Source organism: Companilactobacillus crustorum JCM 15951, from assembly GCF_001434585.1.
GTDB classification, from domain to species: domain Bacteria; phylum Bacillota; class Bacilli; order Lactobacillales; family Lactobacillaceae; genus Companilactobacillus; species Companilactobacillus crustorum.
The window spans coordinates 1-18,548 of the sequence record NZ_AZDB01000004.1; the positions used below are offsets into that span (position 1 = coordinate 1).

Annotated in this window: 15 protein-coding genes and 1 pseudogene; 12 read left to right on the forward strand and 4 right to left on the reverse strand. The window is 34.8% G+C overall.

Annotated elements, in window-relative coordinates; all coding sequences use genetic code 11:
* Nucleotides 1-71: 71 nt before the first annotated feature.
* Complete coding sequence (locus FD26_RS01830; RefSeq protein ID WP_057866736.1) at nucleotides 72-1,187, reverse strand: low temperature requirement protein A; 1,116 nt, start codon at nucleotides 1,185-1,187, stop codon at nucleotides 72-74.
* An 817-nt stretch (nucleotides 1,188-2,004) separates the two neighbouring features.
* Here FD26_RS01830 and FD26_RS01835 point away from each other — a divergent pair.
* From FD26_RS01835 to FD26_RS01845, 3 genes and pseudogenes are all read left to right on the forward strand, one after another.
* A complete protein-coding gene (locus FD26_RS01835) occupies nucleotides 2,005-2,817 on the forward strand; it encodes a MetQ/NlpA family ABC transporter substrate-binding protein (protein ID WP_232230857.1) in 813 nt (270 codons plus the stop codon).
* 20 nt (nucleotides 2,818-2,837) lie between these two features.
* Nucleotides 2,838-3,311 carry an S-ribosylhomocysteine lyase gene (locus FD26_RS01840; RefSeq protein WP_057866738.1) on the forward strand — a complete coding sequence of 158 codons (474 nt, stop codon included), beginning with the start codon at nucleotides 2,838-2,840 and terminating at the stop codon, nucleotides 3,309-3,311.
* A gap of 82 nt (nucleotides 3,312-3,393) precedes the next feature.
* A pseudogene (locus FD26_RS01845) lies at nucleotides 3,394-3,972 on the forward strand (SDR family oxidoreductase); the annotation flags it as partial.
* 118 nt (nucleotides 3,973-4,090) lie between these two features.
* Here FD26_RS01845 and FD26_RS01850 read toward each other — a convergent pair.
* The gene (locus tag FD26_RS01850; protein ID WP_057866739.1) at nucleotides 4,091-4,597 is read right to left on the reverse strand and encodes a type 1 glutamine amidotransferase domain-containing protein; all 507 of its coding nucleotides are present in this window, start codon (nucleotides 4,595-4,597) and stop codon (nucleotides 4,091-4,093) included.
* A gap of 146 nt (nucleotides 4,598-4,743) precedes the next feature.
* Between FD26_RS01850 and FD26_RS01855 the strand changes: the two genes are divergently transcribed.
* Nucleotides 4,744-5,895, forward strand: a complete 1,152-nt coding sequence (locus tag FD26_RS01855) for a trans-sulfuration enzyme family protein (protein ID WP_057866740.1) — start codon at nucleotides 4,744-4,746, stop codon at nucleotides 5,893-5,895.
* 105 nt (nucleotides 5,896-6,000) lie between these two features.
* On the opposite strand, the gene FD26_RS01860 is transcribed toward FD26_RS01855, so the two are convergent.
* Both FD26_RS01860 and rpmB read right to left on the reverse strand, forming a co-directional pair.
* Nucleotides 6,001-6,798 carry a hypothetical protein gene (locus tag FD26_RS01860; RefSeq protein WP_057866741.1) on the reverse strand — a complete coding sequence of 266 codons (798 nt, stop codon included), beginning with the start codon at nucleotides 6,796-6,798 and terminating at the stop codon, nucleotides 6,001-6,003.
* Between the two features lie 97 nt (nucleotides 6,799-6,895).
* A complete protein-coding gene (gene rpmB, locus FD26_RS01865) occupies nucleotides 6,896-7,081 on the reverse strand; it encodes a 50S ribosomal protein L28 (protein WP_010019437.1) in 186 nt (61 codons plus the stop codon).
* Between the two features lie 199 nt (nucleotides 7,082-7,280).
* Here rpmB and FD26_RS01870 point away from each other — a divergent pair, with 199 nt between their 5' ends.
* From FD26_RS01870 to ftsY, 8 genes are all read left to right on the forward strand, one after another.
* The gene (locus FD26_RS01870) at nucleotides 7,281-7,649 is read left to right on the forward strand and encodes an Asp23/Gls24 family envelope stress response protein (protein WP_057866742.1); all 369 of its coding nucleotides are present in this window, start codon (nucleotides 7,281-7,283) and stop codon (nucleotides 7,647-7,649) included.
* A 64-nt stretch (nucleotides 7,650-7,713) separates the two neighbouring features.
* Nucleotides 7,714-9,354 carry a DAK2 domain-containing protein gene (locus FD26_RS01875; protein WP_057866831.1) on the forward strand — a complete coding sequence of 547 codons (1,641 nt, stop codon included), beginning with the start codon at nucleotides 7,714-7,716 and terminating at the stop codon, nucleotides 9,352-9,354.
* Nucleotides 9,355-9,431: 77 nt separating this feature from the next.
* On the forward strand, nucleotides 9,432-11,465 hold the full coding sequence (gene recG, locus FD26_RS01880; protein WP_057866743.1) for an ATP-dependent DNA helicase RecG: 2,034 nt from the start codon (nucleotides 9,432-9,434) through the stop codon (nucleotides 11,463-11,465).
* Between the two features lie 12 nt (nucleotides 11,466-11,477).
* A complete protein-coding gene (gene plsX, locus FD26_RS01885) occupies nucleotides 11,478-12,482 on the forward strand; it encodes a phosphate acyltransferase PlsX (protein ID WP_057866744.1) in 1,005 nt (334 codons plus the stop codon).
* 12 nt (nucleotides 12,483-12,494) lie between these two features.
* The gene (acpP, locus tag FD26_RS01890; protein WP_057866745.1) at nucleotides 12,495-12,737 is read left to right on the forward strand and encodes an acyl carrier protein; all 243 of its coding nucleotides are present in this window, start codon (nucleotides 12,495-12,497) and stop codon (nucleotides 12,735-12,737) included.
* Nucleotides 12,738-12,862: 125 nt separating this feature from the next.
* Nucleotides 12,863-13,552 carry a ribonuclease III gene (rnc, locus tag FD26_RS01895; RefSeq protein WP_057866746.1) on the forward strand — a complete coding sequence of 230 codons (690 nt, stop codon included), beginning with the start codon at nucleotides 12,863-12,865 and terminating at the stop codon, nucleotides 13,550-13,552.
* 12 nt (nucleotides 13,553-13,564) lie between these two features.
* Nucleotides 13,565-17,110 (forward strand): chromosome segregation protein SMC, encoded by a 3,546-nt coding sequence (gene smc / locus FD26_RS01900; protein WP_057866747.1) that lies wholly within the window; start codon nucleotides 13,565-13,567, stop codon nucleotides 17,108-17,110.
* Between the two features lie 9 nt (nucleotides 17,111-17,119).
* Entirely contained in the window at nucleotides 17,120-18,547 is a 1,428-nt protein-coding gene (ftsY, locus tag FD26_RS01905; RefSeq protein ID WP_057866748.1) for a signal recognition particle-docking protein FtsY, read from the forward strand.
* Nucleotide 18,548 lies beyond the last annotated feature (1 nt).

Sequence of the window (18,548 nt, forward strand, 5' to 3'; positions counted from 1 at the left end):
AAAATGTCTAACTTTTTTATTGCACTTCAATCATTTTAAATGATTACTATATTGGTCTTTTTATATTTATTTTAAAGATGAGTTTGCTGAATCATACTTTCTGATAAAACCACTGAATTAGAGACAGTTACTAAAGCGGTAATTATTACTATGGCATGAAATGATGGAAATGATAAACAGAGAATTAAGTTTATTAATGTGGAAAAGCTAAAGTATAATTTAACATAATTTTTCTTTTGAATATTATTTTTATTGTAAAAATCAGCTAAAAAGATACCGAGATAAAAGAGCATTAGTCCTATAAATAGAATTGTGCTGGCAGATGTTTTAGAAAATTCATTTTCATGAATAAAATCTAATGAAACTGTAATCAAACTAATTCCAAAAAGAATTGGATAATGTAAATAGATTAATCTATTTCCTGTTTCGTTGGATTTAGTTTCATCAATAAAATGATCAAATTGAGTAATATAAGTCATAAAAAGAGAACAGATAATTAAAAAAATTAAAATTGAGTAAGGAGTAAACTCTGAAATTTTGAAGTAGTCCGCAATATCGACAATAGTTTCACCAAAACTGATGATAATTAGAGCAGTTAATCTTTCTAAAAGATGTGGAAAATTAATAGCTCGGTTAGTCATTTTTTTAGTATAAATCCCTGGTAATATCCAACTAGAAATAACGCCAATCAAAGCTATTATTAAACCAATTTTAAACGGAAGCAAGGCTCCTACCAAAAGCAATCCGGTTCTTAACGAAAGAATATAAATAAATAGTTTGGTTAAATTCTTATCAATCATTTTATTAGTTCGCCAATGAACTAAGGCATATTGTAAAACTAAAGTTCCTGATAGGAGAGCGGCAGCTAAAGTAAAGGGATGAAACCAATTTGTGACTGAACCATCAAGATTATTAGACATAAAGAGAACAATCCCCATATCTACCATAAAGAAAATAATATTTTCAATGGAATTTTGACTATAACGATTAGTAAAAACGGTTTCGATCATCCAAGTGTTGATGAAGACGATCATAATAATAGAAAAAATAATTAACTGCTGTAAAAATGATGAGTTTTCAGGAATATGACTTAGTAAACCAGTCAATTTAGAAATGGCATAGACAAAGACTAAATCGTAAAATAACTCAGTTAATTCGACCTTTTTTGGTTTGAAAATTTTAGGCATTATTCGATTCCTCCTAAATTAATAATTATATTCTTTTATCAATAAATTTTCTTTAAATTTTTGCTCGTAAATTGAGATTTATTTTTATGAAAACAACTTTTTTTATAAATGATATTGACAGTAATAAATAACAGGAGTAAATTAATCAGCAATCAAACAATTAAAACTTATTTAATTTAATTAGACGTTGAAGAGAAGAGTAGATTAATTATTAGTTTGCAGAGTGACCGTCGGCTAGTGAAAAGACGGAACGAACATTGACCGAAGATGAGCTTGGAGTCTTACCTAGGTGAAAGCCAAAGGTACGCAAGGATGCGATATCATCCCGGACATGTTAGTGTCGTTGAGGTATTTTGTGCAAGCAAAGTATAAATTAGGGTGGTACCACGGTAATCGTCCCTACATTGCAGATAAAGTCTGTACATGTAGGGACGATTTTTTAGTTGCTCTTAGCGTTTACGCTTAGAGCAACTTATCCGAACGACTAATTGTCGTTCAGATATCCCTTTTTTACGATATCTTTATTCTCCTTGAGTCCTTTTAAGAGTTTTGGAATAACCAGCAGAAGGGTAAAAGCTTAGAACAACTTATTCTAATCAGCAATGATAGTTTTACTTTTCTTTTATTAAATGTTTTAAGAAATTACCACGTAGCATAAAAAATAATCTAATTAAAAAGTAAGTTTTAAAAATGAGGAGGCTTTTGATGTTTGATTTTTGGAATGCACCAACCTAAAAATATTTAGATTCATTGTTAATTTGAGGAGGAATCAAAATTGAGAAGAGGCAAGCAAGTATTTTTAACTGTTATTTTAGCTTTGTCGATTATCCTTTTAGTAGGATGTGGCAATAAAGCCAAAGCATCGCAGAACGATACAATTATTGTTGGTTCGCAAGGATCAGATTTAGATATCTGGGAACATATAGCTAAGAGTTCGCAAGCTAAAAAATTAGGATTGAAAATTAAAACTAAGGAAATTACCGACGGTGCCCAATTAAATAATGCTACTAGTCAAGGTCAAGTGGATGTGAATGCTTTTCAATCGTGGTCATATTATCAGGCTTACAACAAACAAAATCCAAATGGAAAATTGATAGCTTTAGGGACAACTTATTTGGAGCCTTTAGGAATTTATTCTAAGAAATATAAGAGTCTCAAGGATATTCCTAATGGTACGACAGTTGCGATTGCTAATAACCCAGCTAACACGTCCCGCGATCTTTTGTTACTACAAAAGGCTGGATTGATTACTTTGAAAAAAGGATTCAACGCTTTGGGCAATACTAAAGATATCACCGCTAATCCTAAAAATTTAAAATTCAAAGAAATCGATGATACCACTGGACCACGAGTTTTGAATGATGTGCCTGTTGTATTAATTTCTAATACTGTTGCTTTGGAAAGCGGCTTACATGTTTTGACCGATTCTATCTACCACGAAAAAGTCGATCAAGGTACAAAAGATAATATTAATATTTTAGCCACAGCTGCAAAGAATAAAAATAATACTAATTATCAAAAATTAGTTAAGCTCTACCACAATAAAGAAATTCAAAAATACATCAAGAAAAAGTATTTCGGAACCAAAATTGAAGTTAATAAACCATTAACGTATTTAAAAAATAAATAAATTTGAGGAGATATTTAATTATGGCAAAAGTTGAAAGTTTTACATTGGATCATACAAAGGTAAAAGCACCATATGTTCGTTTGATTACAGAGGAACATGGAACAAAAGGCGATACGATTTCTAACTATGATTTAAGATTAGTTCAACCAAACGAAAATGCTATTCCAACGGCAGGTTTACATACAATTGAACATTTGCTTGCCGGTTTGTTGAGAGACCGTTTAGACGGCGTGATCGACTGTTCACCATTTGGCTGTCGAACTGGATTTCATTTAATCGTTTGGGGCGAGCATTCAACGACTGAGGTAGCTGAAGCTTTGAAGGGCGCATTGGATGATATTGCTAATAAGATCGAATGGAAAGACGTTCAAGGAACTGACAAATATAGCTGTGGCAATTATCGTGATCATTCATTGTTTTCAGCTAAGGAATGGTCTAAAAAAATCCTTGAAGAGGGTATTTCCAATGATCCTTATGAGCGTCATGTAATTTAAAGCAAAGAAGGGACAATATGAGTTTATTCACAGCTTTAGAAGATAAGGTAGTTTTAGTTACAGGTGGTTTTCAAATGAAGACAGCGTGCATAATTTAGCGACTCAATTAAAAAATCAAAACTTGATCCCCAATATTTTAATTAATGTGGCGGGAATTTCAACAATGGATTATTTGATCGAGAGTAAGACGGCTGATTTTGATAAAACTGTTTCGGTCAATACACGAGGTACATATCTAGTCAGCAAATATATTGTTTCATTGATGGTTGCTGCTAAACGTCCAGGCAAAGTGATTTTAATTGCTTCCCAAGCAGGAAAAAATGGCTATCGTGCAATGTCAGCCTATGTTGCTTCTAAACATGCTGTTTTGGGATTAACAAAAACTTTAGCAATTGAAGTAGCCAAGTATCAAATTAATGTTAATACTGTTTGTCCAGGCATTATTGAAACCTCTATGAAACATCGAGAAAGAAAAGATGGTGCTAAGATTAGAGGATTATCGCCTGATGACATTGAAAAGGAAGATAATAGTCAAGTTCCTTTAGGTCGAACTGGAACGCCACGAGATGTCGCTAATGTAGTTTTATTTTTAGCTAGTCCTCTGTCGGATTATATGACGGGACAAGGTATCAATGTTACTGGTGGCATGACAATGAATTAAGAAGACAGCAGTTCAATCAAAAAAAGTATTATTTACTGTCTTTTATATCAAACGACAAAAAAACACCTAATGAAAAAATTATTAGGTGTTTTTAGTTACTAAATTTTAATACTTTTAATTAAGCCAATTCGTCAACAATGGCCTTATTGAACTCATCCAAATCATCCGGTGTACGGCTAGTGATAAGATGGCGGTCAATAACAACCGGTTCATCTTTGACAATTCCACCAGCATAGTATAAATCAGTTTGAACAGTTTGATATGAAGTTAAAGTTCTACCCTTAACAAGTCCTGTTTGAATTAGAAGTTGTGGACCGTGGCAAATTGAGAAAACAGCTTTATCGGAAAGTAAGAATTTCTTAGCTAAATCGACGAAACGCTCGTCAGAACGAAGATTGTCAGGTGAAAAACCACCAGGTATCAATAAAGCGTCGTAATCATCGGCATTAATATCATCAATCCCTTTGTCGGTAGTAAATTCTGTACCATGTTTGCCAATAAGTTTATCTTTAGCTTTGGCACCAACAAGTGTAACCTCATTACCAGCATCCGTTAGAGCTTTAGCTGGAGAAGTATATTCAATATCTTCAACATCGTTAGACATTACTGCAATAATTTTACTCATTAATTTTTACTCCCTCTCTTTATGAATATATAAATAGTCTACTAGTTAGCAGTAGGGGTTAGTCAAATAATTTCCATTATAAATTTATTGATATTATGTGCTTCATATGAGACAACTGAATTAAAATGTAAATACTGGAGGCAATTATGACGGAATTTAATACCAAGTTAGTTCATGGTCAACCGCAAAATGATAACAATACTGGGGCTGTGAATGTACCTATTTATAATTCATCGACTTATATTTATCCGTCGGTAGAATCAAAAGTTAAATATGATTATGCTCGTTCAGGCAATCCAACAAGAAATTATTTAGAAGAACAAGTATCTGAATTGGAAGATGGTTATCGTGGCTTTGCTTTCTCATCAGGTTCAGCAGCAATTCATGCGGTTTTAGCTATATTTAAACCAGGAGATCACTTGATTATTGGCAAAGAGATCTATGGTGGAACATTTAGAATTATTAATGAGTTTTTTAAACGTTGGCAAATTCAATTTACTGCTGTTGATACTCAAGATCCTGCTGAAATTGAAGCAGCAATTAGATCCAATACTAAAGCCATTTATTTTGAAAGCTTTACTAATCCTTTATTACACGTAACTAGTGTTCGAAAAACAGCCGAAGTGGCTCAGAAACATCATTTATTGACAATTGTCGATAATACGTTCCTGTCGCCATATTTGCAGCGTCCTTTGGACTTAGGCGCTGATATCGTAATTCATTCGGCTACTAAGTATTTAAGCGGTCATTCGGATGTGATAGCTGGTATGGTCGTGGCCAAAAATCAAAGTTTAGCCGATAGGATTTATTTCAATCAAAATGCGATTGGTTCCACGCTTTCGCCAGAAGATTCTAACCTGGTTCGTCGTGGTATTCAAACTTTGGCAGTCAGAATGGACCGACATCTTAGCAATGCTCAAAAGATAGTTGAATTTTTACAAAGTCGTTCAGAAATAGCTAAAATCTATTATCCTGGAATTGCAGGTACTAAGGATCATGAGATTGCAGCTCAAGAAACTGATGGGTTTGGAGGAATTGTTTCTTTTGAGCTTCAAAAAGGCCTGGATACTACTAAATTTGTTGAGGGAACTAAGGTGATTCAATTAGCGGTTAGTTTAGGTGCAGTAGAAAGTTTAATTGAATTGCCATATAAGATGACCCATGCGGAATTATCGCCTCAGGAGCAACAAAAAGCGGGAATCACACACCAATTAGTCAGATTATCAGTTGGAATTGAAGATGATAAAGATTTGATCAAAGATTTGGCTGATAGTTTGGATTCATTGCATATAAAATAATAGTTAGTACTATATTTCTTAAAAAAATCCAGTATAGCAGCCATCTTGGAGGTTGTCATACTGGATTTTTGGTTTGAGAGTTAAGCAATATCGTAATTGATTTTTTCAATTTTTCTTCTTACCGTTGAGAAAAATTTTTGATGTGCTATCAAACTTAAAGTGAATTTTATCTAATGAAGGATAGAATTTTTTGACATTAAAGCGAGCTTGATAAATTCTCACGTGAGGATTTACTGCAGTGAACCGTAAATTTTCTCCCATAAATAAAGATGAACTTTTCACAACTAGATTGTTCTTAATCGGGTTTGTCGAAGGAGCAATTGTTAAATTTCGAAAATTCAAACTAGAATTTTGTCTTAATTTAAGTTCATGAGATACTGTTGAATCTCTTAAGAATGCCTGAGAATTTTTTTGAAACAACAGTTGAATAGAAGTCGTGTCAGCAAATAAGCGACTATTGTCGAGCGATATTCCTACAGCTTTGGTTTTAACGCCAGTTAATATTTTTGAATTTTTGAAAGAATAGGCAGCATTTTTCCCATAAACAGTATCCCAACTGTCTAAAGCTAAGTGATCAATTAAAATGTTGTTGCCATAAACTTTAGCATCATCATAAGCTGAAAGGGTATTTTCATCATTAGCAGGATAATTGATAGTTAAATTTTTAAAAATAACGGTAGTTTTAGCACCAATCATGAAACTGCAATTGAGTGTTATATTTTGACGATTATCAGTTTTACCGATAATAGAAATATTTTTGCGAATAGTACAGATAAAAGGGCTCTCGCGTGAAAAATAAGTTCCAGGCAATAATTCAATTACATCGCCATCTTGGGCGCTAATTACTGCTTGGGCTAATTGATCATCTTTATTGTCGTGAGTGCCAATGATAATTTTGACCATTTAATAAGCCCCCCTTATAATATAAATTAAATAAAAGTGTAAAATAAAAAGGACCAACAATTAAATTGCTAGTCCTTTTTAAATAATTAAGTGATAATTATACACGAGTAACTTTTCCTGATTTCAATGCTCTAGCTGAAACCCATACACGTTTAGGCTTACCATCAACCATAATACGAACTTTTTGCAAGTTTGGCTTCCAAGAACGCTTTGATTGGTTAAGAGCGTGTGAACGTTTGTTACCGAACACTGTTTTACGGCCTGTAATAATATCTTTTGCCATGGGACCGACCTCCTTTGGCTACATGTTTTTTTCTTTAAAATATCACCTGACTAATTTACCATAACTAAGAATTGAAATCAATAGAGTAATTATGGATTAATATAGTTTTATTGGGTTTAATTCTTTAATTAGAATTGTTGCTATGATAGAATTTTATTGTTTATGATACATTTAGGTCCAAGAATAGGAGGATCCAGAAATGGCTGTTACAATTAAAACAAAACATGGCGAGATTGATGTTTCAACAAATACGGTTGCTACAATTGTTGGTGGCGCTGCCTCTGATATCTACGGTATCGTAGGTATGGCAAGTAAGAATCAACTGCGCGATGGTATGAATACAATCTTGAATCGTGAAGATTTTTCTAGAGGTATAGTAATTCATCAAGAAGATGGAAAACTTGCCGTTGATGTCTACATTATTGTTGGATATGGAATTAAAATTTCTGAAGTTGCAAAAAATTTAAAAGAAAAAGTAAAATATAACCTAGAAACAATGCTTGGAACACCAGCTGGCACTGTTAATATTTATGTTCAAGGAATAAAAGTTCTGGATGATATTGAATAGGTAAAGCTAGTTGGAGGGGAAACTTTTGAGCAAAGAACTAATTACACAAAAAGAATTTTCAGATATGGTGCGTGTTGCATCGCACAGACTTGAAAAAAATGCTAAGTTTGTAAACTCACTAAACGTCTTTCCGGTTCCTGATGGTGATACCGGAACGAATATGAGCTTAACTATTCAAAGCGGTTTTAAGGCTGTTAATGAGTCAGAGAGCGATCATGTGGGTACTTTGGGTAAGGCACTCGCTAAGGGACTTTTAATGGGTGCACGTGGAAATTCGGGTGTTATCACATCACAAATTTTCCGTGGTTTTTCAAAGAGTATTGAAGATAAAGATACATTGACAGCTATGGATTTAGCCAAGGCTTTCGATGATGGTGTTAAGACAGCTTACAAGGCCGTTATGAAGCCAGTTGAAGGAACTATTTTAACTGTTGCTAGATATGGTGCTGAAGCTGGTATGAAGAAAGTCGAAAGTACTAATGACATTTTAGAGGTTATGCAGGCTGTCGTTGAAGGTGCTAAAGTTGGACTTGAGAAGACACCTTCATTATTACCAGTTTTGAAGGAAGTTGGCGTAGTTGATTCTGGTGGACAAGGGCTTGTTTTCATTTACGAAGGTTTCTTAGAAGGTTTGGGTGGTCAGACTGGAAATGAAGAATACATTCCTGATGAACGTGATATGACCGAAATGGTTAATGCTAATCATCATCAATCCGTTCAAGGCCAATTCAACACTGACGAAATTAAAAATGGCTTCTGTACTGAAATGATGGTTGAAATGGGTAAAGATGCTACGACTGATGAAAAATTCGACAATACTAAGATGCGCGAGTACTTCAGTAAAATTGGAGATTCATTAATCGTAGTTTCTGATGACGAAGTAGTAAAAGTTCACGTACATACTAACTACCCTTATAAAGTTTGGGCAGAAGGTAGAAAGTTTGGCTCACTTTCTAAGATTAAAATCGATAATATGCGTCTTCAACACGAAACAATTGTAGATGAAGATGAGCCTACGATTGCTAAAGTAGATGAAAAGCAAGAACCAATTGATTATGCAGTGATTGCTGTTTCTTCAGGTGCTGGTTTAACTACTTTATTTAAGAGTTTAGGTGTTACTCACGTTATCAGTGGTGGTCAAACTATGAACCCTTCCACGAACGATATCGTTGATGCTATTAATAAGTCGAATGCTAAGCGTGCTTTGATTTTGCCTAATAATGGCAATATCATAATGGCTGCTAAACAAGCAGTTGATTTAGTTGATATTCCAGTAGCTATTGTAGCTTCAAAGACTATCTCTCAAGGGATGACAGCTATGTTGTCATTTAACCCTGAGGCTGATCTAGAGGATAACAAAGCTAATATGGAAGATTCCTTAGATACTGTTAAGAGTGGTCAAATTACTCAGGCTATTCGTGACACTGAGATCGATGGTTTGAAGATTACTAAGGGTCATTACATGGGTATTGTCGATGGCAAGATTTTAGTTGATAATGAAGACATTATTGATGGTACTGAAAAAATGCTTGATAAGATGATTGACGAAGATAGTGAAGTTATTACAATTTTGATTGGTGCCCAAGGCAATAAAGAGGATGCCCAAAAGATTGCAGATTATCTCGATGATAAATATTCAGACTTAGAAACTGAAATTCACCAAGGAGACCAACCGGTTTATCCATATTTGATTTCAGTTGAATAAAAGGAGGCATTGACGAAACGATTTGTTTTGTCATGGCCTTTTTTTGATTTTTAAAACTTTTTAGAAAGGAGAAAATTATGGATCTTAGAAAAGAATCATTGTCGCAATTGCCCGGAGTAGGTCCAAAAAAATTAGAAGCTTTGCAATCATTAGGAATAAATAATGTCTATGATCTGTTGTTTTATTTTCCCTTTCGCTATGAGGATATGCAGGCCAAGTCGCTAGATGAAGCTGTCGATCAGGAGAAAATTCTTTTGAAGGGCATAGTTGCTAGCGAGCCAGTGGTTTCCAGATTTGGTTATAAAAAAACGCGCTTGAATGTTAGAATTATGATCGACAATGAGTCGGTTATGATAACTTTTTTCAATCAACCATGGTTGAAAGATAAATTTGAAACGGGTACTGATGTAGCTGTTTATGGCAAATGGAATGAAAACCGTCGTTCAATGATGGGAATAAAGGTCATTGATGTTCACGATAATTCGGTCGATTCTGTATATTCAGTTAATAAAAATATTCACCAGAAAACTCTGATCAATTTAATTAAAGCTGCCTTTGAAAAGTATCATGATCAAATTGATACGATTGTGCCAGCGTATTTAAGAACTAAATATAAATTGCTGGATGATGAACAAGTAGTTGCGGGGATTCATTTTCCTAAAGACGAAGAACAAAGCGATGAAGCTAGACGCAGTGCTAAATTTCGAGAATTTTTCTTATTTCAATGTGGTTTACAGAGTATTAAGCACCAAGATGAATCAGAAAATGTAGGGATTGCTGAGGAATATGATCAAGAATTTGTTGATAAATTCGTTCAAAGTTTGCCGTTTACTTTAACCGCAGCCCAAACACGAGTGATTAAGGAAATTTTATCTGATATGAAGTCAACCCACCATATGAATCGTTTATTGCAAGGTGATGTAGGTTCCGGTAAAACTATCGTGTCGGTAATTGCAATGTTGGCAGCTGTAACTGCTGGATATCAAGCGGCTATTATGGCACCAACGGAAATTTTAGCCCAACAACATTTTGATAAAATTAGTAGGTTGTTAGCGCCGTTGCACATTCGAACAGCTTTGCTAACCGGTTCTTTGACGAAAAAAGAACATGATTTCATTGCTGACGATATAAAAAATGGTAAAACGAATATTGTTGTGGGAACTCATGCTTTGATTCAGGACAGTGTAAATTTTAAAGATTTAGGCTTTATTGTAATTGATGAGCAGCATCGTTTTGGAGTTAATCAACGAAAGGCTCTACGCCAAAAGGGTACAAATCCAGACGTCTTAGCAATGACTGCTACGCCAATACCAAGAACTTTGGCAATTACCACATACGGCGATATGGATGTTTCAAGAATCGACGAATTGCCAGCGGGGCGTAAAAAAATTGAAACCTATTGGATCAGAAGCCAAAAAGTTGAGCAAATGTACCAGTTTGTTGCTAAGGAATTGGCTGCAGGTTCACAAGTTTATGTGGTAACACCATTAATATCAGAATCAGAAACGATGGATCTGAAAAATGCTGAATTGATTTATGATAAATTTACAGAATTATTTGGCAAAAAATATCAAATTGGTTTGTTGCATGGACAAATGCCTAACGATCAAAAAGAAGATGTTATGAAACAATTCAGCGATAAAAAAATTGATGTGTTAGTCTCAACGACTGTTATTGAAGTTGGAGTTGATGTACCAAATGCTTCAGTTATGGTAATATATGATGCTAATCGTTTTGGCCTATCGCAGTTGCATCAATTACGTGGTCGTGTTGGCCGTGGCGATAAACAATCTTATTGTATTTTGATTTCAGATCCAAAAAATGAGTCGGCAGTTGAACGAATGAAGATTTTGACATCAACTAATGATGGTTTTGTTTTGGCTGAAGAAGATCTGAAAATGCGTGGTGCTGGTGATTTATTAGGTAATCGTCAGTCTGGTTTGCCAGAGTTCAAAGTAGGTAATCCAATCAATGACATTAATGTTTTAGAAGTGGCTCAAGAAGAAGCTTCAAGGCTGTTTAATGATGAAAAACTATTAAATAGTCCGGAAACTAAAGCTTTAAAGTCATTTATTAATGATGAGTATGACCAATTAAATAATTTTGATTAGTGGGGAAATAACATGAAAATAGCTGTTGATGCTATGGGTGGCGACAATGCTCCTCAAGTAGTTGTTGAAGGAATAGAGCGCGCTCGTGATGAATGGAAAGATTTAGAATTTACGCTTTACGGAAAAGAAACAGAAATCAAAAAATATTTAAAGAATGATCAAAGAATTACGATTGTTCAGACTGATGAGCAAATCTTAGGAACCGATGAACCAGTCAAAGCAATTCGTTCCAAAAAAGATGCCTCAATGGTTTTAGCTGCTAAATCAGTAAAAGATGGTGAAAATGATGCTTTATTCTCACTTGGAAATACAGGAGCTTTATTGGCAGCAGGAATTTTTATTGTAGGTCGTATCAAACAAGTATCACGTCCAGCTTTGATGCCTACTTTACCGGCAGAAAATTCCTCATTGGGTGTAAATATGTTAGATGTTGGAGCTAATGCTGAAGCTAAACCAGCCTATCTACAACAATGGGCGGTTATGGGCTCCATTTATGCACATGACGTTAAAAAAATTGATCAGCCAAGAGTGGCTTTGTTAAATAATGGGACAGAATATGATAAAGGAGATACTCTTCACAAAGAGGCTTATCAATTGTTAAAGAGTACTGAAGGAATTAATTTTATTGGCAATATTGAATCAGGTGATATTTTAGCTGGAAAAGCTGATGTAATTGTTACGGATGGTTTTACTGGAAATGCCGCTTTGAAAGCAACTGAGGGTACAGCAACAATTCTTTTGCATCAATTAAAAGATGCCTTGCTAAATAATGGTATCTTTACTAAAATGGGTGCAGCTATCGTTGCTCCATCGCTAAAGGGTATGCGGAAGATGTTTGATACGTCGCAAGCCGGCGGAGCTGTATTGCTTGGATTGAAGTCACCAGTAATCAAAGCTCACGGGGCTGCGGATAGTCGGACTGTTTATTATACGGTTAAACAAATTTACGATATGTTAGCAAATGATACAATTAATAAAGCTAATAAATATTTTGAAAAAATGAGTGCAGAAAAATAAGGGAGAAACTCCATGACAGAACAAGAAGTTTTTGACAAAATCGTGGCATTGATTGCCGATAAATTTGAAGTAGATGCTTCAACTATTACTAAAGAAACATCATTTGCTAAAGACCTTGATGCAGATTCAATTGACCTTGTTGAATTTGTATTGGAATTAGAAGATGAATTTGGCTCAGAAATTCCTGATGATGATGCTGAAAAAATTACTACCGTTGGCGAAGCGGTTAGTTACATTTCATCGCATCAAAAATAATTTTTTGATGGTTGAAGAAAATATAAACAATTAAAGATAAGGCCAGAGGGTCTTATTTTTTTCTATTGATAATTATTTAGGATGAAAGTTTAGTATAATTAATATTATTGGAAAGGGGACACGTTATGTTAGATCCAAAGTTCTTAGAATTTTTAGATGAAAAGTATGGAATTAAGTTTAACGATAAAAGATTGGTCGAGCGAGCAATGACTCACTCATCATTTGATAATGAACACAAAGGTTTGGGTATCGGTGATTACGAACGTTTGGAATTTTTGGGGGATGCGGTTTTAGAAATTAATATTTCAAGATATCTCTTTGAAAAATATCCAGATTTACCAGAAGGTAAACTGACACGTTTGAGATCAGATATTGTTAGAACTGACAGTTTTGCCCGTTTTGCTAAAGAGATTAATATTGATAAATATCTTTTGATTGGTAAAGGCGAAGAAAAACAAGGCGCTCGTCAAAGACATACTTTACTAGAAGATATCTTTGAGGCTTTTAATGGTGCTTTATATTTGGATCAAGGTAATGAAGTCGTTGATGACTTTTTAAAGAAGGTCGTTTATCCTCATATTGATTCCGGTGAATTTTCTGAAGACACTGATTTTAAGACGCACCTACAAGAAAAGTTACAACAGTCGGGAGAAGTAGAAATTGACTATAAGGTCATTGATGAAGAAGGTCCCGATCATGATAAGAAATTCAAAGTCGAATTAATTGCTAATGGTAAGATTTTGTCCAAGGGCTTAGGTTATAGCAAAAAGCATGCTGAACAAATGGCAGCCAAGAGAGCATTAGAAGAATTATAGGAGTTTTAGTTTATGCCGTTAAAATCATTAACGATCAATGGGTTTAAATCATTTGCTGATAAGACGAAAATTGATTTCACAAGTGGAATCACTGGTATCGTCGGACCCAACGGGAGTGGAAAATCAAATATTACTGAAGCCATTCGTTGGGTAATGGGGGAACAGTCAGCAAAGAGTTTACGTGGAGACAAAATGGTCGATGTGATTTTTGCTGGAAGTGCAACTCGTTCCCAAATGAATCGAGCTGAAGTAGTTTTAGAGTTCGATAATCACAATAAGGAATTAAAATCAGATCAAGATAATATTGTAATCTGTCGCCGATTATTCAGAAATGGCGATACAGAATTTATGATCAATAATAAGCAATGTCGTTTACGTGATATTACTGAGTTATTTATGGATTCTGGAATGGGTAAGCAATCGTTCTCAATTATTTCTCAGGGCCGTGTTGAAGAAATCTTTAATAGCAAGCCAGTAGAGAGACGAAGCATTATTGAAGAATCTGCTGGAGTTGCCTTATTTAAGCAAAAGAAGCAACAAGCTGAAAATAAATTAGCTGAAACAACTGATAATTTGCATCGAGTTTCTGACATTGTGTCAGAGTTATCTAAGCAAGTTGAACCACTCAAGAAGCAAGCTAGTATTGCCCGTGATTATAAGGAACAAAAGGGTAAATATGATAGCATCTACCAAAAGATTTTAACAATTGAAATTAAGAATCTCTCTAGTCAAAAGCATCAAGTTGAAAAAGACTTGCGTGAGGTTAAATTAAGTCTGCAGAATATTTCGCAACAGGTAAAAACTGCTAATAAACAAGTTGAAGATAATAATGCTTCCGTTCAAGATCTGACAAACCAGATTGATGAAAAACAGGTCAAATTGGTTGAGACAACTAAGAATTTAGAAATTTATAATCGTAAAATTGCGGTGGCTGATGAACGAAATGGCTTTAATACAACTACTAAGTCGACTTTAAACAATCAACTTAGCAGTTTGCAGCAACAGAAGCTAGCTAATGAGAAAAAATTGGCGGATTCCAATCAAAAATTGGCGGAGTGCGATAAGCAGATCAAAGAGTTTGAACAAAAACTCAAAGACATCCAACAGTTGAAGAAAAAAACTCCAGCAGACATTCAAGATAATATTGTTGAGTTAAGAAATAATTATGTCAATTTGTTACAAGATCAAGTTTCAAATAATAACGAACAGAAATTTTCACAACGGCAATTAGATCGTGTAGAAGCTACGTTAGATGAACAAAATGGTCAATTGAAAGAAATTACAACTAATTTGGCTGATTCCAAAAAGGATAATCAGTCGATTGATCAACAAATTAAAAAACTAATAGATGATAATAAGTCGTTATTAGAACGCAATCAAAAATTAACACAAGCAATTCAAGAGATTACTGAAACGGGCAAGAATGAAAATAGTAATTACTTAAAGATTTTAGAGAATTTACAAGAAATCAAAGCCCGTAAGAGAGTTTTAGAGAATATGGAACAGGAGCATGCTGGATTTTTTGAAGGTGCAAAGAATGTTCTGAATAATGCTACTCAAATTAAAGGTATCGTTGGAGCTGTAGCTGAATTGATTACAGTTCCTAAGGAATATCAGTTGGCGATTGAAACGGTTGTCAGCAATCAATTACAATCGATTGTGACTGAAGATGAAACGGTGGCAAAGCAAGCAATTGCCTTTTTGAGACAGAGCCGGGGCGGTCGAGCAACTTTCTTGCCAATGAGTATCATTCAACCTAGAAATATTTATGCTAATGATTTGAACAAAGCGGAAATGGTTGCAGGTTTTGTTGGGGTCGCTAGCGATTTAGTTTCATATGATTCTCGAGTTGAGAATATTGTTAAAAATATTTTGGGTAATCTGTTAATTGCTAAAGATATTAATGACGCAACAAAAATTTCAGCTGCAGTTAATCGAAAATACCGTGTCGTTACTTTGGATGGAAATGTAGTCAACGCTGGTGGTTCCTTAACTGGTGGTCAACAACGTCGAGTTAATTCAAGTATTTTGACGCGAAAAGATGAACTAGTATCTCTAACTAAGGAACTTTCTAAACAAGAGTTGTTGATGGATCAGAAGCAGAAAATGGTCCAAGATTTGCGTGAACAGTTGGTACAGTATAATGCTGAAAAGAAAACTGTTGATGAGAAGTTGGCTAAATTTAATCAACAAAAGAGTCATTTTGAGAACGAGATTTCTACTTATCAAAATGAGACTAAGCATTTCAGTGAACGTTTAGATGTAATTAAATACAATCTTTCTAAGAGCCAGTCTGAACAAACTGAATTAGAAAGTAATTTGAAAGAACAAACTCAAAAAGCTACTGAAATTAAAGCTGAGATTGAAAAGATTCAAGCTGAAATTGATCAAAAACAAAAATTGTTGACGGATTTTGATGCCGAGTTAAGTTCAATTAATACTCAAGAACAGACTTTACAAACCAAATTAGCTGTTGTTAAAAGTAATCATGCTAATGAAGCTGATCAAAATAATTATTTACAGGAAACAGCTTCGCAGGTAGATGAACAAATTGTTGATATTAAGACCCAGTTGGCTGATCTAGATTCACAGAAGAATCAATTGGAATTGAGTAATACTGAAATCAAGCAACGTATTGCTGAGAATCAAGCTGAAATTAAACAGTTGCAAGGGGCGGTTACTGATTTAAAAGCCAAACGTGCTGAGCAACAGCTTTTGGCTAGTCAGTTGAATGAAAAAGCTCAACGTAATTTTGATCTACAAAAAAATGCTTCAGATCAACAAGAGTCATTAGCAATTCAAAATACTAAATTCTCTAATCAAATTGATAGTCGTTTGGACACCTTGTCACAGGAATATCAGATGACTTATGAAGCTTCGTTGCAAGAATTGAAGAAGACTGATTATGATGCAGAAGAACTTCAAAAAGAAGCACGTTTGTTGAAGATGGGAATTGAAGAATTAGGCGAGGTAAATCTCTCATCAATCGTTGAATATGATAAGGTTAAAGACCGTTATGAATTTTTAACGCAGCAACAAAATGATTTATTGCAGGCACGGGCTCAATTGCTCGATACAATGTCTGAAATGGATAAAGAGGTTACGACAAGATTTAAGAAGACCTTTGATGAGGTGGCTGCAGCTTTTGAGGAGATTTTCCCAGAGATGTTTGCTGGTGGTCGAGCTAAATTAGTTCTAACTGAACCAGATAATTTGTTAGAATCAGGAATTGAGATTATTGCTCAACCACCAGGGAAGAAATTCCAACGTTTAAGTTTGCTTTCTGGTGGTGAAAAAGCTTTAACAGCCATTACTTTGTTGTTTGCTATTATCAAAGTTAAGCCAGTTCCATTCTGTATTTTGGATGAGGTTGAAGCTTCTTTAGATGATGCGAATGTTTATCGCTTTGCTAATTATTTAAATCAATATGATGATAATACTGAATTTATCGTTATTACCCATCGTAAAGGTACAATGATGAATGTGAACCGTTTGTATGGAGTTACTATGGAAGAGTCTGGTGTCTCCAGGATGCTTTCAGTAAATGTCAAAGATTAGGAGTTAATAATGGGATTATTTGATCGAATTAAAAAAGCTTTTACTGGTAAAGATGATTCTGAGGAAAAAGATTTAGAAAAGAAACAAAATGAACCTGAAAAAGAAGCCAATCAATCAGAAGAACCTGAAACTAAGGTAGATGAAACGGCCACTGATTCAGCTTCGGAAGAATCAACGGAAGTCTCTAATCCTGAAACTGTCTCTAAAGAAGAGCCAGTAGAACCTGAGCCTGAAGTCGAAGCCCAGCCAGAGCCTGTGAAAGAAGCTCCAGAAGAGAAAACAGCACAGCCAAGTGCTGAACCAGAGGTTGAAGCTGATGAAACGGAGCAACCAGTTGAAAAGCCTGTTGAGGAAGCAAAACCTACTGTTGAACCAGAAAAGTCTGAACCCGTTGCTGAAATTAAAGATACTGATGAGGTTTTGGAGTCGGATGAAACTCAAGAAGAGTCAGTACCTGAGGAATCAGCAACCGAGACTGAAGAAAAAGATGACGTTAAGGAATACGATGAAGGTTTAAAGAAAAGTCGAAATTCCTTTAGTGCCAGATTTAATCGCTTTTTAGCTAACTTTAGAAGTGTTGATGAAGACTTTTTCGATGATTTGGAAGAACTTCTCATTGAATCTGATGTTGGTTATGAGACTGCTGTTCGTATTTCTGATGAATTACGTGAGGAAGTTAAGTTAGAAAATGCTAAGAAGCGTTCCGATGTATCGAATGTTATTGTAAAGAAATTAGTTGATATGTATGGCGAAGAAGGCAAAGAGGAAGACAATTCCTTGAAGTTCAGTACTGATAAAACACCAACTATCTTCTTATTTGTTGGGGTAAATGGTGCTGGTAAAACCACAACTATTGGTAAATTGGCACATAGATATCAACAACAAGGTAAGAAAGTTCTTTTGGCTGCTGGAGATACCTTTAGAGCGGGAGCAATTGAGCAATTGCAAGAGTGGGGGAAACGTGATGGCGTTCCTGTTCAAGCAAGTAAGGCTCACACTGATCCTGCATCAGTAGTTTATGATGCTGTTCAACGAGCAATTGATGAGGATTTTGATATCTTATTGGTCGATACTGCGGGTCGTTTACAAAATAAAGAGGGCTTGATGCGTGAGCTGGAAAAAATCAAACGAGTTATTACTCGTGAATTGCCAGAAGCACCTCAAGAAGTATTGTTGGTATTAGATGGTTCAACAGGGCAAAATGCTTTGAGCCAGGCTAAGCAATTCAACGAAACTACTGAAGTTTCCGGAATTGTTTTGACAAAATTAGATGGTAGTTCTCAAGGTGGAATTGTCTTAGCAATTCGAAATGAATTGCATATTCCAGTTAAGTTAGTTGGTTTAGGTGAGCAGATGGATGATTTACGTGACTTTGATCCTGAGAAATTCATTTATGGATTATTCAAGGAATTGATTGTTGGAGCCTCCAATAAATAGT